17 protein-coding genes are annotated in these 15,310 nt (G+C 29.9%); 13 read left to right on the top strand and 4 right to left on the bottom strand.

Annotation, left to right across the window (positions count from 1 at the left end; all coding sequences use genetic code 11):
- The first annotated feature begins 8 nt into the window (after positions 1-8).
- The gene (locus ELQ10_RS03925; RefSeq protein WP_011812724.1) at positions 9-848 is read left to right on the top strand and encodes an RsmB/NOP family class I SAM-dependent RNA methyltransferase; all 840 of its coding nucleotides are present in this window, start codon (positions 9-11) and stop codon (positions 846-848) included.
- Positions 849-1,023: 175 nt separating this feature from the next.
- Here the strand turns inward: ELQ10_RS03925 and msrA are convergent, their stop codons facing one another.
- Genes msrA through aspS form a run of 4 tightly spaced genes read right to left on the bottom strand, consistent with a single transcriptional unit; the run spans position 1,024 to position 4,416 of the window.
- On the bottom strand, positions 1,024-1,521 hold the full coding sequence (msrA, locus tag ELQ10_RS03920) for a peptide-methionine (S)-S-oxide reductase MsrA (RefSeq protein WP_002876697.1): 498 nt from the start codon (positions 1,519-1,521) through the stop codon (positions 1,024-1,026).
- Positions 1,522-1,561: 40 nt separating this feature from the next.
- Positions 1,562-2,080, bottom strand: coding sequence for an inorganic diphosphatase (gene ppa, locus ELQ10_RS03915; RefSeq protein ID WP_134250215.1), 519 nt, complete (start codon positions 2,078-2,080; stop codon positions 1,562-1,564).
- A gap of 9 nt (positions 2,081-2,089) precedes the next feature.
- Complete coding sequence (locus tag ELQ10_RS03910) at positions 2,090-2,668, bottom strand: adenylate kinase (protein WP_002855137.1); 579 nt, start codon at positions 2,666-2,668, stop codon at positions 2,090-2,092.
- Entirely contained in the window at positions 2,665-4,416 is a 1,752-nt protein-coding gene (gene aspS, locus ELQ10_RS03905) for an aspartate--tRNA ligase (protein ID WP_012006668.1), read from the bottom strand. The genes ELQ10_RS03910 and aspS overlap by 4 nt, the downstream gene beginning before the upstream one ends.
- Before the next feature lie 90 nt (positions 4,417-4,506).
- Between aspS and ELQ10_RS03900 the strand changes: the two genes are divergently transcribed.
- The 12 genes from ELQ10_RS03900 (at position 4,507) to mrdA (ending at position 15,281) form a co-directional block, all read left to right on the top strand.
- The gene (locus tag ELQ10_RS03900) at positions 4,507-5,367 is read left to right on the top strand and encodes an NAD(+) kinase (protein WP_044305916.1); all 861 of its coding nucleotides are present in this window, start codon (positions 4,507-4,509) and stop codon (positions 5,365-5,367) included.
- Positions 5,367-6,890 (top strand): AAA family ATPase, encoded by a 1,524-nt coding sequence (locus tag ELQ10_RS03895; protein ID WP_134250214.1) that lies wholly within the window; start codon positions 5,367-5,369, stop codon positions 6,888-6,890. The genes ELQ10_RS03900 and ELQ10_RS03895 overlap by 1 nt, the downstream gene beginning before the upstream one ends.
- 102 nt (positions 6,891-6,992) lie before the next feature.
- Positions 6,993-8,237, top strand: coding sequence for a bile resistance response regulator CbrR (cbrR, locus tag ELQ10_RS03890; RefSeq protein ID WP_134250213.1), 1,245 nt, complete (start codon positions 6,993-6,995; stop codon positions 8,235-8,237).
- Entirely contained in the window at positions 8,228-9,043 is an 816-nt protein-coding gene (locus tag ELQ10_RS03885; RefSeq protein ID WP_002856820.1) for a TatD family hydrolase, read from the top strand. The genes cbrR and ELQ10_RS03885 overlap by 10 nt, the downstream gene beginning before the upstream one ends.
- Complete coding sequence (locus ELQ10_RS03880; RefSeq protein ID WP_002852087.1) at positions 9,043-10,161, top strand: lytic transglycosylase domain-containing protein; 1,119 nt, start codon at positions 9,043-9,045, stop codon at positions 10,159-10,161. Before ELQ10_RS03885 ends, ELQ10_RS03880 begins: the two co-directional genes overlap by 1 nt.
- Entirely contained in the window at positions 10,121-10,948 is an 828-nt protein-coding gene (locus tag ELQ10_RS03875; RefSeq protein ID WP_002852227.1) for a septal ring lytic transglycosylase RlpA family protein, read from the top strand. Before ELQ10_RS03880 ends, ELQ10_RS03875 begins: the two co-directional genes overlap by 41 nt.
- Before the next feature lie 5 nt (positions 10,949-10,953).
- Positions 10,954-11,442, top strand: a complete 489-nt coding sequence (locus ELQ10_RS03870) for an HAD-IIIA family hydrolase (protein WP_002866504.1) — start codon at positions 10,954-10,956, stop codon at positions 11,440-11,442.
- Positions 11,433-11,948 carry a hypothetical protein gene (locus ELQ10_RS03865; protein WP_002921129.1) on the top strand — a complete coding sequence of 172 codons (516 nt, stop codon included), beginning with the start codon at positions 11,433-11,435 and terminating at the stop codon, positions 11,946-11,948. Before ELQ10_RS03870 ends, ELQ10_RS03865 begins: the two co-directional genes overlap by 10 nt.
- Positions 11,930-12,391, top strand: coding sequence for an LptA/OstA family protein (locus tag ELQ10_RS03860; protein WP_002859586.1), 462 nt, complete (start codon positions 11,930-11,932; stop codon positions 12,389-12,391). The genes ELQ10_RS03865 and ELQ10_RS03860 overlap by 19 nt, the downstream gene beginning before the upstream one ends.
- Complete coding sequence (gene yihA, locus ELQ10_RS03855; RefSeq protein WP_002893924.1) at positions 12,388-12,984, top strand: ribosome biogenesis GTP-binding protein YihA/YsxC; 597 nt, start codon at positions 12,388-12,390, stop codon at positions 12,982-12,984. Before ELQ10_RS03860 ends, yihA begins: the two co-directional genes overlap by 4 nt.
- Entirely contained in the window at positions 12,981-13,475 is a 495-nt protein-coding gene (locus ELQ10_RS03850; protein ID WP_134250212.1) for a hypothetical protein, read from the top strand. Before yihA ends, ELQ10_RS03850 begins: the two co-directional genes overlap by 4 nt.
- On the top strand, positions 13,476-15,281 hold the full coding sequence (mrdA, locus tag ELQ10_RS03845) for a penicillin-binding protein 2 (RefSeq protein WP_002859991.1): 1,806 nt from the start codon (positions 13,476-13,478) through the stop codon (positions 15,279-15,281).
- Positions 15,282-15,310 lie beyond the last annotated feature (29 nt).

Here is a 15,310-nt window from a genome sequence, read left to right as displayed (position 1 = left end):
AAGATGAAATGCAAAATATTTTATCTTCTTTTGCTCAAGAAAAAAATGTTTGTGTATTTGCAAATACTTTAAAAACTAGCATTGAAGAATTAGAAAAAGAATTTTTAAAACAAAATTTAAAATTTAAAAAGATCAACGCTTATTGTTATTTGTTTGACGCCAAAGATAAAGCCATCTTAAGCTCTATGAAAGCTTTTAACGAGGCGCACTTTTATATACAAAATTATTCTTCTTATTTGTGTGCTTTAAATTTAGAGGTCAAAGCAGGGCAAAGTGTTCTTGATATGTGTGCAGCTCCGGGTGGCAAAAGTATCAATCTTGCAAATTTTATGCAAAATACAGGTTATTTAGCTTGCAATGAGATGAGTAGGGATAGATTTTTTATTTTGCAAAAAAATCTTAAAAATTACGGCGTGAATGCTAAAGTTTTTATGAAAGATGGTAAAAATATAGGCAATTTATGTCCTTTAAAATTTGATAAAATTTTACTCGATGCACCTTGTTCAACTTTTGCTAAAATAGGTTTTGATTTGGAAAAAAGTTATAAAGAAATCAAAAATATTGCAAAAACTCAAAAAAAACTTCTACATTCTGCTTTAAAGGCATTAAAAATAGGCGGAGAGCTTGTATATAGTACTTGCACCTTTACCAAGGAAGAAAATGAAGAAGTGATAGAGAATGCTTTAAAAAGCGAGTTTAAATTAGAGCTTTTAGATATTGATTTGGAAAATGTTGAGGCTAAAGCAGGGCAAAGTGAAGAATTTGCTGAAATTTCAAAATGCAGACGGATTTTACCAAGCTTAGACTATGATGGATTTTTTATAGCTAAGCTTAGGAAATTATGTTAATTAATAAAATTATTCACATTTAAATACAAATTCATAAAAAAACTTAAAAAACAATAAATAATTTTTTCTTTATTTTAAAGCTTAAAGTTCTATTTTTAAGTACTTTGAAAAGAAAATCACAGCGTGAAAAGACTGTGAATAAAGTTGAATTTTTTTTAACCTTAAAAAGATGAAATTAGTCTGATTGTATTTTTTGCAGTTTTGGAACTATTACAGCTTGACAATATCCTTGATTGGGATTATTTATAAAATAATGTTGATGATAGTTTTCAGCTTTGTAGTAAGTTTGCAATCTTGAAATTTTAGTAACTATTTTTTTGCTAAATATTTTTTGTTGTTCTTCGATGAAATTTTGAGCTAAAATTTTATCTTCTTCATTTTCGTAAAAGATTATTGAGCGATATTGTATACCAATATCTCCACCTTGTTTATCTATACTTGTTGGATCATGAATTTTAAAAAAGAGTGTTAAGATTTCAAGAAGAGAGATTTGTTTTTCATCGTAATTTATTTTGACAACTTCTATGTTACCATCACCATTACACACGCTTTCATAGCTAGGATTTGGATTTCCTCCGCTATATCCAACTTCAGTATCGATTACACCTTTTAGGCGTTCAAATACGGCTTCAACACACCAAAAACAACCACCACCTAAAACGATATTTTTCATTGCGAGTTTTCCTTGAGTTTAGCCCTTTGAAGGGCTAAGATTATTTGTAGTTTTTGATTGCTTTTTCTAAAATTTCAATTGCAGCTTTTTCATCTTTAAAATCTTGTACTTTAACCCATTTGTTTGGCTCTAAAATTTTATAAGTTTCAAAGAAATTTTTGATTTTATTTAAAGTTGCTTGTGGTAAATCTGTGTAAGTTTTTATATTGTCATATCTTGCATCTATTTTTGAATTTGGAACTGCAAGAAGTTTTTCATCCATTCCGCTTTCATCTTCCATGATTAAAACACCGATTAAGCGGCAAGGAATCACGGCTCCAGCTTGGATAGGATATTCATTAAGCACTAAAATATCCACAGGATCACCATCATCAGCCAAAGTATTGGCAACAAAACCATAGTTTGCTGGGTAAAACATCGCACTAGCCATAACGCGATCTACCATGATAGCACCACTATCTTTATCGATTTCGTATTTGATGCTTGAGCCGTATGGAATTTCGATTACGGCATTGATTTTATTTGGAATATCTCCGATTTTGATTTTGCTTAAATCCATTTTTTCTCCTTATATACTTTGAATTTTTTTAATCAGTTCTTTCATGTCTGCAACGATAGGTTCGATAGTGCGTTCCCCATCGATAATAAAATGAAGTTTTTTCTTTTGATAAAAATCTAAAATTTCATTTAAAGGTTCTGTATAAACTTTCATTCTATTGTAAAATACTTCTTCATTATCATCTGCACCACGATTTCTGCCTAAAACTCTTTCTTTGGCAACTTCTTCGCTTACTCTTACTTCTATGACGCCTTTAAGACAAATTTCATTTTGCTCACTTAAAACCTTATCAAATTCCATCATTTGCTCTACACTTCTTGGATAACCATCGATGATAATAGTTTTAGTTGGAGCAGCTTTTAGTGCGCAAACTATAGTATTTACAACAACATCTAAAGGAACAAGATTGCCTTTGGATATAAAACTATCTATAGTTTTTCCAAGCTCACTCCCACTTGCTACTTCAGCTCTTAAAAGATCTCCTGTTGAATAGTGTGTGATATTTGTCGCATCTGCTTGTGCGATTAAACTAGCATCGGTAGTTTTTCCACTACCTGGTGCACCTATGATTAAAAACAATTCTTTCATTTTATATTCTCCCTTAATTTGATTCCTAATTCTCTCATTGCTTCATTGCTAGCAGGCGATGGTGCATCTGTCATTAAGCATTGCGCTCTTTGGGTTTTTGGAAAGGCTATAACCTCTCTTATGCTGTTTGCTCCTGTAACTAGCATGATGAGTCTATCAAGTCCTATAGCGATACCTCCATGTGGTGGAGCACCAAAACTTAAAGCATCAAGTAAGAAGCCAAATTTTTCTTTTTGTTGTTCTTCATCTATATTTAAAAGTTTAAATACTTTTTGTTGAATATCGTTTTTATGGATTCTTATGCTACCTCCACCTAGCTCAACGCCATTTAACACTACATCATAAGCAATAGATGAAATTTCTTCTAAATCAGTCTCATCGATATTTTTTGGCATGGTAAAAGGATGGTGCATCGCAGAATAACTTCCATCATCATTTTGTTCAAACATAGGAAAATCAACAACCCATAAGAATTCTAAGGCATTTGGATCTATAAGATTTAACTCGTTGGCTAAGAAAATTCTAAATCTTCCCATATAATCAAGCACGGTTTTTTTAGCTCCTGCACCGAAAAATACCACATCTCCTACTTCAAGTTCACAGCGTTTGCTTAGCTCATTTAAATCTTCTTCGCTAAAGAATTTGCAAAGCGGACCTTTAAGCCCATCTTCTTTAACTTGTATAAAAGCTAAGCCTTGAGCACCAAATTTACGCACAAATTCTTCAAATCTTTGCATTTGTCTTTTTGAAAAAATAGTATCACCTTTTGGAACACGTATGGCTTTGATGCGATTTTTCTTTGTATCTTTGGCAATATTTGCAAAAATTTCATTATTTGACTTAGCAAAAATATCAATAACATCAATAAATTTAAGATCAAATCTTAAATCCGGCTTATCAGAGCCATAATTCTCCATAGCGTCTTTGTATTGCATTTGTCTAAAAGGGGTTTGAATTTCTTTGCCGCAAGCTTTGAAAATATCTTTTAAAAAAGTTTCAGCTACATTGATTACATCTTTTTGTTCGCAAAAACTCATTTCAACATCAATTTGTGTGAATTCAGGTTGGCGATCGGCTCTTAAATCTTCATCTCTAAAACATTTTGCGATTTGAAAATAACGATCAAAACCGCTACACATTAAAAGTTGTTTGAAAAGCTGAGGGCTTTGTGGAAGAGCATAAAATTCACCCTGATGCACACGAGAAGGCACGAGATAATCTCTTGCGCCTTCGGGAGTAGCTTTGGTAAGAATAGGGGTTTCAACTTCTAAAAATCCCATATTTGCCAAAGAATTTCTAGCTGCTATACAAGCTTTGGAACGCAAGGCAAAATTTTCATAAAGTTTAGGATTTCTTAAATCTAAAAAGCGATATTTTAAGCGTAATTCTTCATTTACACTTTCATCAGCGATAGCAAAAGGAGGCACGGCACTTTCATTTTCTATGGTAAGTTTAGAAACAACTACTTCGATTTCTCCTGTTTTTAATTTAGGATTTACAAGTCCTTCGCCACGCGGACGAATAGTACCTTCTGCAATAAGTACAAATTCATTTCTTGCATTGGAAGCGATTTCATGAGCTTCTTTGCTATCATTTGGATCGCAAACAAGTTGGATAATACCACTTCTATCTCTTAAATCTATAAAAATAACTCCACCATGATCGCGGTAGCTATTTACCCAACCGCAAAGTTTAACGCTTTGACCAACATGGGAAATTCCCAAGTCTGTATTATAATGACTTCGCAAATTTATTCCTTGAAAAAGATTTTTTAAGATAATGAGCAAAATTATAGTATTTTTATTCTTTTGCTTTGCTAAGATTTGATATAATTTTTTATGCAAAATAAAATAGATTATAAAAATATTAAAAAAATCGGACTTGTTACACGACCCAATGTGAGTTTAGATAAGGAAATTTTAAAACTTCAATCGATTTTATCTATATATAAAGTTGAGCTTGTATTGTTTAAAGAAAGTTCTGAAATTTTAGATTTGCCAAAGTATGGATTGGATGATTTGTTTAAAATATCTGATTTTGTTATTTCTTTAGGTGGAGATGGAACTTTGATTTCTTTATGTCGTAAAGCTTGTGAATATGATAAAGCAGTTTTAGGAATTCATGCTGGACATTTAGGTTTTTTAACAGATTTTAAAGTTGATGAATCTGAAAATTTTTTTCAAGCTTTTTTTCAAGGAGAATTTAGAATAGAAAAGCCTTATTTGTTAAGTGTTTTTTTAGAAGATAAGCAAGGAAAAATCTTAGAAAAATTGGCTTTTAATGATGTGGTTATCAGTAAAAACAATCAAGCTTCTATGGCTCATATAGAAGTTTTTAGAAAAGAAAAGAAATTTAATGAATATTTTGGAGATGGGCTTATTGTTGCAACTCCTGCGGGTTCAACAGCTTATAATTTAAGTGCAAATGGGCCCATAGTTTATACTTTAGCTCAAGCTTTTATCTTAACTCCTGTTTGTTCTCATTCTTTAACACAACGCCCTATTGTTTTGCCAAAAGGTTTTGAAATAGAGATTATGGCAAAGGATTGTATACTTTGTATTGATGGGCAAGAAAATTATAAAATGAATGATTTTAAAAGTATAAAAGTGGGTTTAAGTGATAAAAATGTGGCTTTAATTCACCCAAAAAATAGGGATTATTTTCAAATTTTAAAAGAAAAATTACACTGGGGAAATTGATGATAAATAGAATTTTTATGAAAGAAAATCTTGGTTTTAAAAAGGCTGAGCTTGAAATTTCTAAAGGACTTACCGTTTTTACAGGCCTAAGTGGAGCTGGAAAATCAGTTTTGTTTAAAGGAATTTTATCTGCATTTTCCTTGAGTGAAAGTGAGGCTAAAATTGTCGAAATAGAACTAGATGATAAGTTAGATTTAGAAAGTTTTGGCATAGAAAGTGAAGAGGAGAATGTTTTTAAGCTTTTAAAAGAAAAAAACACAAAATATTTTATTAACAATCAAAGCATAGCGAAAAAAAGTTTGCAAAATTTAAGTAAAACTTTTATTAAGTATTTAAGCGCAAAGGAAAATAACGAATTTGGAAATGAAAAATTTTTAAATCTCTTAGATGCCTTGGAGATGCAAGAAAATACAAATTTTATTTCCTTTTTAGAAGATTTTAAAAAAGATTTTAATGCTTATAGTCAAATTTCTAATGAGCTTAATGCAATTTTAGAAGAAGAAAAAAAAGTAGAAGAATTAAAAGAATTAGCTAGAGTGCAAATTGAAAAAATTTCAAGCATTAATCCTAAAATAGGTGAGTATGAAGAGCTTTTAATACTTAAAAAAAAGCTTTCTAAAAAAGATAAATTAGAAGAAGCTTGGAGTAAGGCAGAGGGTATTTTTGAGCTTGAAAAAGTTGTTATTGAAGCTTTAAATTTAAGCGAAGTTGATGCAAGTTTTTTTAGTGAATGTTTAAATGAATTACGCGTGATTTGTGAAAATCAAAAAATGGAAGATTTGGATTTTGATGTGGAGACGCTTTTAGATCGCATTGAAAATTTATCCTATCTCATCAAGCGTTATGAAAGCATAGAAAATGCTTTAGAGGTTTTAAAACAAAAAAAACATGAACTAGAACATTATGAAAATTTAAGTTTTGAAAAAAAAGAACTTGAAAAAAAATTTCAAGAATTAAAACAAAAATTGGAAGAAAAAGCACAAATTTTAACTCAAACAAGAAAGAAAAACCTTAAAAAATTAGAAAAATGTTTAAATAATTATCTTAAAGATCTTTATATGAAAGACGCAAGTTTGACACTTAAAGAAAATGAAAAAATTTCAATTTTAGGCAAAGATGAGATAATACTAGATATTAATTTAGCTAATTTGAAAAATTTAAGTTCGGGTGAATTAAATCGCTTAAGACTTGCTTTTATAGCCACAGAATGTAAAATTTTAAATGCAGGTAAAGGGATATTATTTTTAGATGAAATCGATGCAAATTTAAGCGGAAAAGAGGCTATGAGTATAGCCAAGGTTTTAGAGGAGCTTTCTAAGTTTTATCAAATTTTTGCTATTTCTCATTTGCCTCAACTTTCCTCTAAGGCGCATAATCATTTTTTAGTTGAAAAAAATGGCGAAGAAAGCAAGGTAAAAAAGCTTGATCAAGAAGAAAGAATTAAAGAGCTTGCTAGGATGGTAAGTGGAGAGCTTGTTAGTGATGAAGCAATTGAATTTGCTAAGACCTTGTTTAAGGATTAAGCGGATTTTTTATTTTACTATGTTAGAATATATAACTATAAAATTTCCTTTCTTTGAAACAAATATATTAAAAATTTTAGATATAAAGGTATTTTACACACTATGAATAAGAAAATTTTAATTATTGATGACAATAAAATGCTCGGCAAACTTTTAGCTAAAAAAATTCAAATGACTTTAGATTATGAGGTAGATATTGCTTTTGGTTTTGCCGAAGCTAAGGAATTAATGAATAATGATTATTTTTTAGCTTTTGTGGATTTATGTTTGCCAGATGCCCCAAATGGTGAAGTTGTGGATTATGTTATAGAAAAGAAAATTCCTGCTATTGTTCTTACGGCTAGTGGTGATAAGGCTACTAAAGAAAAATTTATGGATAAAGATATATTAGATTATATTTTTAAAGAAAGTGAAACTTGCATTGATGAGATTATTAGTTCTATTGTAAAACTTAATCAATATGCAAAAACTAAAGTGATTTTAGCTATGAGCAAGCTACCTGAACGTAATGAAATTAAAAAAATACTTACTCAAAGACAATTTAATGTTTTAGCTGCAGCTCATGGTGAAGAAGCAATGAGTTATTTAAATGATAATAATGATGTTAAGCTTATTATAGCAGATGTCAATATGCCAGTAATTAGCGGTTTTGAGCTTTTGACTCAAGTAAGAGAACGTTTTGGTGATGATGAATTAGGTGTGATTCTTTTGGGGGATCATAATGATTCATTTGAAGCGAATTCTTTTAAAAATGGAGTTAATGAGTATTTGTTTAAGCCTTTAAGCAAAGAAAGTTTTAATTGTCGCTTAGATCGTTGTTTATCTTACATGGATGATAAAAAATTTTTAAGCACTTATAATGTTTTAGATCCTGTATCTGGGGTTAAAAATTATAATGCTTTAATCGATGGAATAGATGATTATTTTAACGAAATAGCAACAAAAGACGAGGAATTTGCTTTTGCTTTCTTAGATATAGATAATCTTCAAATGATTAACGATGAATACGGCCGTGAAGTTGGTGATGAAGTAATTAAAATCTGCGCCAATGAAATAGTTAATGAAACTAAAGGAAGAGATCTTGTAGGTAGATATAGTGCAGAAAAAATTTGTATTTTACTTAAAAATATATCCCAAGAAAGAGCGATTAAAATCTTTTCTCGTATACGAGTAAATATAAAAAAAGCTGGTGTTTTAGTTAATTTAGATGAAGTCTTTTTTACAGCTTCTATAGGCGTGGTTTTTGGAAAAAGTGGAGATAAGATTGATTCTTTGGTTGATAAAGCAAGTAAAATATTGTCTCAAGCAAAAGATAATGGCAAGGATAGAGTTGAAGTATGTTCTTAAATCTTGATTTTCAAGATGGTTTAAGGATTGTTGATACGCATTGCCATCTAGACAGTGAAGCATTTAAAGATGATTTAGATGAAACTTTAAATCGTGCTTTTAAAAATGGTATAGAGAAAATCATCATACCTGGTGCTGATATAAAAGACTTGCCTTATGCAGCTACAATTGCTCATAAATATAAAAATATTTTTTTTGCAGCAGGGGTGCATCCTTATGAAATTGATAATTATGATGAGAAAATTTTAAGACAGTATTTATGCGATGAAAAGTGTGTAGCTGTAGGTGAATGTGGGCTTGATTATTTCCGTTTTAAAAGTGATCTTGCTGAAGAAATTCAAAAAGAAAAAGAAAATCAAAAAAAGATTTTTATTGCACAGCTTGAGCTTGCTATTGAATTTAAAAAACCTGTTATCATTCACTCAAGAGAAGCAAATCATGATACTTATGAGATTTTACATGGGTATTCTAAGGATCTTGTAGGAGGAGTTTTACACTGCTTTAATGCAAGTGAACATTTGCTAACTCTTTTTGAAGAGGGATTTTATTTTGGTATTGGGGGAGTTTTAACTTTTAAAAATGCTAAGAAATTAGTTGAGATTTTGCCTAAAATTCCAAAAGATAAACTACTACTTGAAACTGATGCTCCATATCTTACTCCAGAGCCTTATCGCGGTAAAAGAAATGAACCTTTGTTAACTCAATTTGTAGCAAACAAAATGTGTGAAGTATTGAATTTATCAAGAAAAGAGCTTCTAGAAATTTGTTTTAACAATTCTGAAAAATTATTTTTTAAAGGTTATTAATGAAAAAAATTTTATTGTGTTTTTTAATATGTTTTAATTTTCTTTTTGCACAAATTAATACTCCTGAATTTTATGAAAGACAAATGAATGTTTTAAGAAATTTAGATATTAATCCAAGTTTTATTAGTGATTTGATTTTTGTGCAAACTCAACAAGATATAAAATCAAAACATGCTCAAACTTTAATAGATAGTATGCAAAATTTTTCAAAAGTTACTCCTATGATAAGAAAAATTTTAGCCCAGCAGGAAGTTCCTGATGAGATTTTGTATCTAGCTATGGTTGAATCAGGCTTGAAAACTCATAGTGTTTCTAATGCCAAGGCTGTAGGGGTTTGGCAATTTATGCAACCAACAGCTAGAAATTTGGGTTTAAGAATCGATGCTTATGTTGATGAAAGGCGTGATCCGGTCAAGTCAACTTATGCCGCTACAAATTATTTAAAAGAGTTAAAAGAAGAATTTGGCAAATGGTATTTAGCACTTTTAGCTTATAATTGCGGAAATGGCAAGCTAAGACAAGCTATCAAGCAAGCAGGAAGTGATGATTTAAGTGTTTTATTGAACCCTGATAAGAAATATCTTTCTTTAGAAACTAGAAATTTTATAAGAAAGATTTTAACGCTTGCTTTTTTAGCTAATGATAGGGATTTTTTACTAGATAAAGATGCGTCTTTAATGAATTATGCTTTAAGCAATGAATTTGCAAAAGTTGATGTGCCTTCTTCTGCATCTTTAAAAGAAATAGCTAAAAATTTAAATATGGATCTTGCAACTTTTAAGAAATATAATCCACAATTTAAACATAATTTTACGCCTCCTGGTAAAGGGTATTATATGTATATACCACTTAATAAAGTAGCATTTTTTGATAAAAATTTTAAAGCAGAAAAACTTGCGAAGGTTGATACAACTATACCTATGACAAGAACTTATACCGTTAAGTCTGGTGACTCTTTATATAAAATAGCAAAAAATTATAATATAAGTGTTGATGAAATTCGAGAATTCAATAAAATAGCAAAAAATCATCTTAGTATTAATCAAAAATTAATTATACCAATCAAGGAGAATAAAAATGCAAATAAAAACAATTACACTAAAGTTGTCAGCCGTTAGTCTAGGGGCTTTATTTTTTAGTGGTTGTTTAGGCACTAGTTTTTTTTCTAGCTTGGATAATGCTCAAGTGTATTATCCTTCAAATGATTTTAAAAGCAGTCCTAGTTCTTCAGGGACTAAAGGAACGATGAAGCCTTATACTATCAATGGTAAAACTTATTATCCTACTGTTGTAGCAGTAGGCGAAACTGCTGATGGTATTGCGAGTTGGTATGGGCCAGGCTTTCACGGCAAGAAAACCTCTAATGGCGAAACCTATAATCAAAATGCTTTAACCGCGGCTCATAAAACTTTACCTATGAATACCATCTTAAAAGTAACCAATCTAAATAACAATCGTCAAGTTACCGTTCGTGTGAATGATAGAGGTCCTTTTGTAAATAATCGTATTATAGATTTATCAAAAGGAGCTGCTAGTCAAATTGATATGATTGCTTCAGGAACAGCTCCAGTAAGGCTTGAGGTTATAGGGTTTGGATCAAGTAATTCGGGTAATAATATTGTACATTCTAATGTAAACTATGGAAATAGTGGAGAGATTGCGAATAATGGACAAATTTATGAAGGTGGAAATTTCATGGTTCAAATTGGAGCCTTTAAAAACCCAGCTGGAGCACAAACGATAGCAGCAAGATATAAAACTTATAGAACTTATAGCTCTACTATACGCACAAGCTCAGTGGATGGGTTAAATCGCGTTTTCTTAACAGGCTTTAGAAGTGAAGATGAAGCAAGGGATTTTGCTGCAAGTGGTGCATTTGCAGGTGCATTTGTTGTAAGAGAGTAGAAATTATGACAGAATTGATTTTTTTGGATGTAGATGGCTGTTTAACTGATGGGAAGATTATTTATACTTCTAATGGAGAATTTATTAAAGAATTTGATGTAAAAGATGGAGCGGCTATCGAGGCTTGGCTAAAGCTTGGTAAAAAAATTGCTATTATTACAGGTAGAAATTGTCCTTGTGTTGAAAAAAGAGCTAAAGATTTAAAAATAGAAATTTTATATCAAGGCATCAAGGATAAGTTAGCTTGTGCAAAAGAAATTTTACAAAAACTTAATTTAGATTTTTCTCAGTGTGCGGCTATTGGGGATTATTTTAACGATAAGGCTTTGCTTGAAAGTGTAGGGCTTAGTTTTAAACCAAAAGATGGTCATAAAGATTTAAATGTAGACATAGTGCTTAGCAAAAAAGGTGGTAAGGCTGCTGTAGCACAGATGATAGAAATTTTAGTAGAAAAAAATCATCTAGAAGAAGAATGGAATAAGCTTTGGCTATAAAAATTTTTGGAATTTTAATTGCTCTTTTTACAATTACTTTTACGATTTTAAGTTTGCAAGATCCGTATTCTTTGAATTTGCAAACTAATGCTTTAAATTTTAAAAATATTGAGGCTAAAAATTTGAAAGCTTATGAGAGTAATACTAGTACAATTAAGGCATATTATAAGGCAAATTCTTGGGTGAGATATGCAGATAGAGATGAATTTAATGATTTTATTACTTTAAATTTAGATTTTAATCTTAGCGCGAATCGTTTAGAATTTTTTAATAAAGATATGAGCAAGGTTTTGTTTGAAGGAAATGTTACTTATATAGGTTCTAATAATGTCAAAATTATTTCTCAAGAGGTAGAATACCAACCTAAGGATAAAATTTTACACACAAATACTAATTTTAAAGCTCTGATCAATGGAAGTATTATTAACGGAAATACTTTAAACTATGATGTAAAAAACAAAATTTTAAATATCCAAGGAGTAAATGCGTGGTTGCAAGACAAATAATTTTATTGTTAGCTTGTGTAAGTGTAACTTGGGCAACTCAAATTGAAGTAAAAGCTTTAAATTTTTATTCAGATGAAAATAAGGGTGAAAGTATTCTTAGTGGAAATGTAGAAGTAATTAGGGGTGATGATATTTTAAATTCTGAAAAATTGATTATTTATACGGATAAAAATCGCAAACCTATTCGTTATGAAGCAATGCAAAACGCTAGGTTTAAGATTGTTTTAAAAGGTAAAACTTATAAAGGTAGTGGAGATAAATTTATTTATAATGTTATTAAAGATACTTACGAGATTAATGGTCATGCTTATATAAATGAGCTTGGAAGCAATCAAAAACTTTTTGGTGATAAAATAATAGTCGATAGAAAAGCTAATATTTATCGAGTAGAGAGCAAGGATCAAAAACCTGCTCGTTTTGTATTTGATCTTAAAGACAAATGATAATTAGTGCTAAATTTATCACTTCTTTAGTGAAATTTGATGAGAATTTGAGCTCAAATTTTAGCGAAGTAGCATTTTTGGGGCGTTCTAATGTCGGAAAAAGTTCTTTAATCAATTCTTTGTGTAAACAAAAAAATTTAGCCAAAAGTTCGGCAACTCCTGGAAAAACTCAGCTTATAAATTTTTTCGAAGTAACTTGCAAAAGAAATGAAGAAAAATTTAATATCAATTTTATCGATTTGCCAGGGTTTGGTTATGCAAAGGTTTCTAAAAATTTAAAAGAAATATGGAATCAAAACTTAGATGAATTTTTAAAATTAAGAACCTCGATAAAGTTATTTATACATTTAATCGATTCAAGACATACTCATTTAGAGATCGATGTAAATTTAAATGACTATTTGAAAAGATTTTTACGACCTGATCAAAAAATTTTAAAAGTTTTTACCAAATGCGATAAATTAAATCAAAGTGAAAAAGCTAAGTTAAAAAATGAATTTAAAGACTCTATTTTAGTTTCAAATTTGAATAAATTTGGCCTTGATTCTTTAGAAGATATTATTATCAATCAAACTTTAGGTCTTGATAAATGAGAAGAAATTTAAGTGCTTATAAAGCAAAATTTAATGGAGCTTATGTCTTTTTAGGATTTTTTTTTCTAATCTATCAGATTCTTGGTTCGACTTTTATATATGCTCCGTTACTTTATGGGATTTTTTTCTGTTATATGTTTTGCTTACTAGAAGAGAGAGAAAGAACTTTTTCAAAGCTTGATTTTAGATGGTATTTTTCTTTATTTTTTTTATTTTTTACTGATATAACTTATAATTTTTTTATTTTTTCATCTTGGTTGGCATTTTTTATTTTTTATTATCTTGGTGCAGATTGGATTAAGACAAATTTAAAAATTGGTAAATTTATCCCTGTTGTTTTTGTGCTTTGTGCTTACGGCATTATTTTGTTTTTGGATATGATATTGTCTTATATTGGAGATGAAAAAATTAAAATTTTAGGATGGGCGTATATTGTTTCAGTTTTTATAGAATGTTGTTTAGCTTATGTGTTTTTTAAAGGTAAAATTTAAATGAGAATGCGTTTAGTTGTTGGATTTATACTATTGTTTTTTATATTTTTATTAAGTCGTGTGTATTATTTGAGTATAAAATCAAATGTATATTATGAAGAACTTGCCAAACAAAATGCCATAAAAACTGAATTTTTACCACCTGTTAGGGGTCAAATTACAGATAGAAATGGAACTTTATTGGCTATTAATGATTTGGGTTTTAGTATTTCTATTAAACCTTATTTGAGTATTAAAAAGTCAAATAAAGGAATTTTAGATAAAGAATTATCTGAACTTACAAATTTATTTCCCGATTTAAATGCTAGTAAATTAGCAGAAATTTATAAGAGAAATGATTCTTACTATAATCAAGATTTTATTAAAGTTGTAGATTTTATACCCTATGATGAGATTATTCCGCATTATTCAGAGTTAAATCTTAATAAAACAATAAAAATAGATCCTGTTGTAAAAAGAAAATATCCTTTTGGAAAATTGGCTTCGCATATTATTGGGTATGTAGGTAAGGCAAATTTGCAAGATGTTCAAGAAAATGAAATAGCAAAACTTTCTAATTATACAGGAAAAAGTGGTATAGAACGCTATTATAATGATATTTTACAAGGAGAAAAAGGAACTAGGGTTTATAAGGTTAATGCCTTAAATCAAGAAGTAGAACAGCTTTCTTACACTCCTGCTATGTCTAATGATATAGAACTTACGATAGATATAGAGCTTCAGTCTTATTTAACTTCATTGTTTGAAGGGAATGCTGGAGCTGCTATAATTATGAATGTAAATGATGGATCTATTTTAGCTGCAGGGAGTTTCCCTGAATATGATCTTAATCCTTTTGTAACAGGGATTTCTTTTAAGGATTGGGATGAGCTTTCAAATAGTCTTGACCATCCTTTTACAAATAAACTTATAAATGGATATTATCCTCCAGGTTCTGTTGTAAAAATGGGAGTAGGGCTTTCTTTTTTAAATTCTAAAAATATTAGTCCATCAACTCAATATGTTTGCAATGGAAGCATTGAGCTTGGAGGTAGGTTTTTTAGATGTTGGAATCGATCAGGCCATGGACCTGTGGATTTAAAACATGCGATAAAATATAGTTGTGATGTTTATTTTTATAATGGCAGTTTGCAAGTTGGAATCGATCAAATAAGTGAAACTTTATCTCGCATTGGCTTTGGAGCGAAAACAGGGGTAGATTTACCTAGTGAATTTGTAGGAACTTTACCAAGCAAAGAATGGAAGATGCAAAGATATAGACAATCTTGGTTTCAAGGTGATACTTTAAATACAGCTATAGGTCAAGGTAATTTTCTTGCAACACCTATGCAAATTGCTAGATATACAGCTCAAATCGCAAAAGGTGGAGAGGTTATACCTCATTTTTTAAAAAGCATAGAAAATAATAATACAACTATAGAAAATCAAATGGATGAAAATAAAAAAGAAATTTTTACTTTATTTGAAAAGAGTCAATTGCCTTATATAAGAGATGCAATGTATGCTGTTGCTAATGAGCAAGGAGGAACCTCTTATCGTTATTTGCATAATCTTGATGTGAAAGTTGCAGCAAAAACAGGAACTGCTCAGGTTGTGGGATTTTCACAAACAGATAAAAATAGGGTCGATGAAAAACAATTTGAGTATTATACTAGATCTCATGCGTGGCTTACTTCTTATGCTCCTTATTCTAAGCCAAAATATGTAGTTACCGTTCTTTTGGAACATGGTGGGAGAAATATTACTTCAGGGGCAACTGTAGCTAAAATTTATCAAAAAATGATTGAACTTGGATATTTTAAATAATTTTTAGTTGTAAATTGAGTTTTTCAAAA

This window comes from Campylobacter sp. US42a, assembly GCF_004379055.1.
GTDB classification, from domain to species: domain Bacteria; phylum Campylobacterota; class Campylobacteria; order Campylobacterales; family Campylobacteraceae; genus Campylobacter_D; species Campylobacter_D jejuni.
Note: the sequence above shows the minus strand (reverse complement) of the source record. Positions and strands in the feature narration are given on the sequence as shown.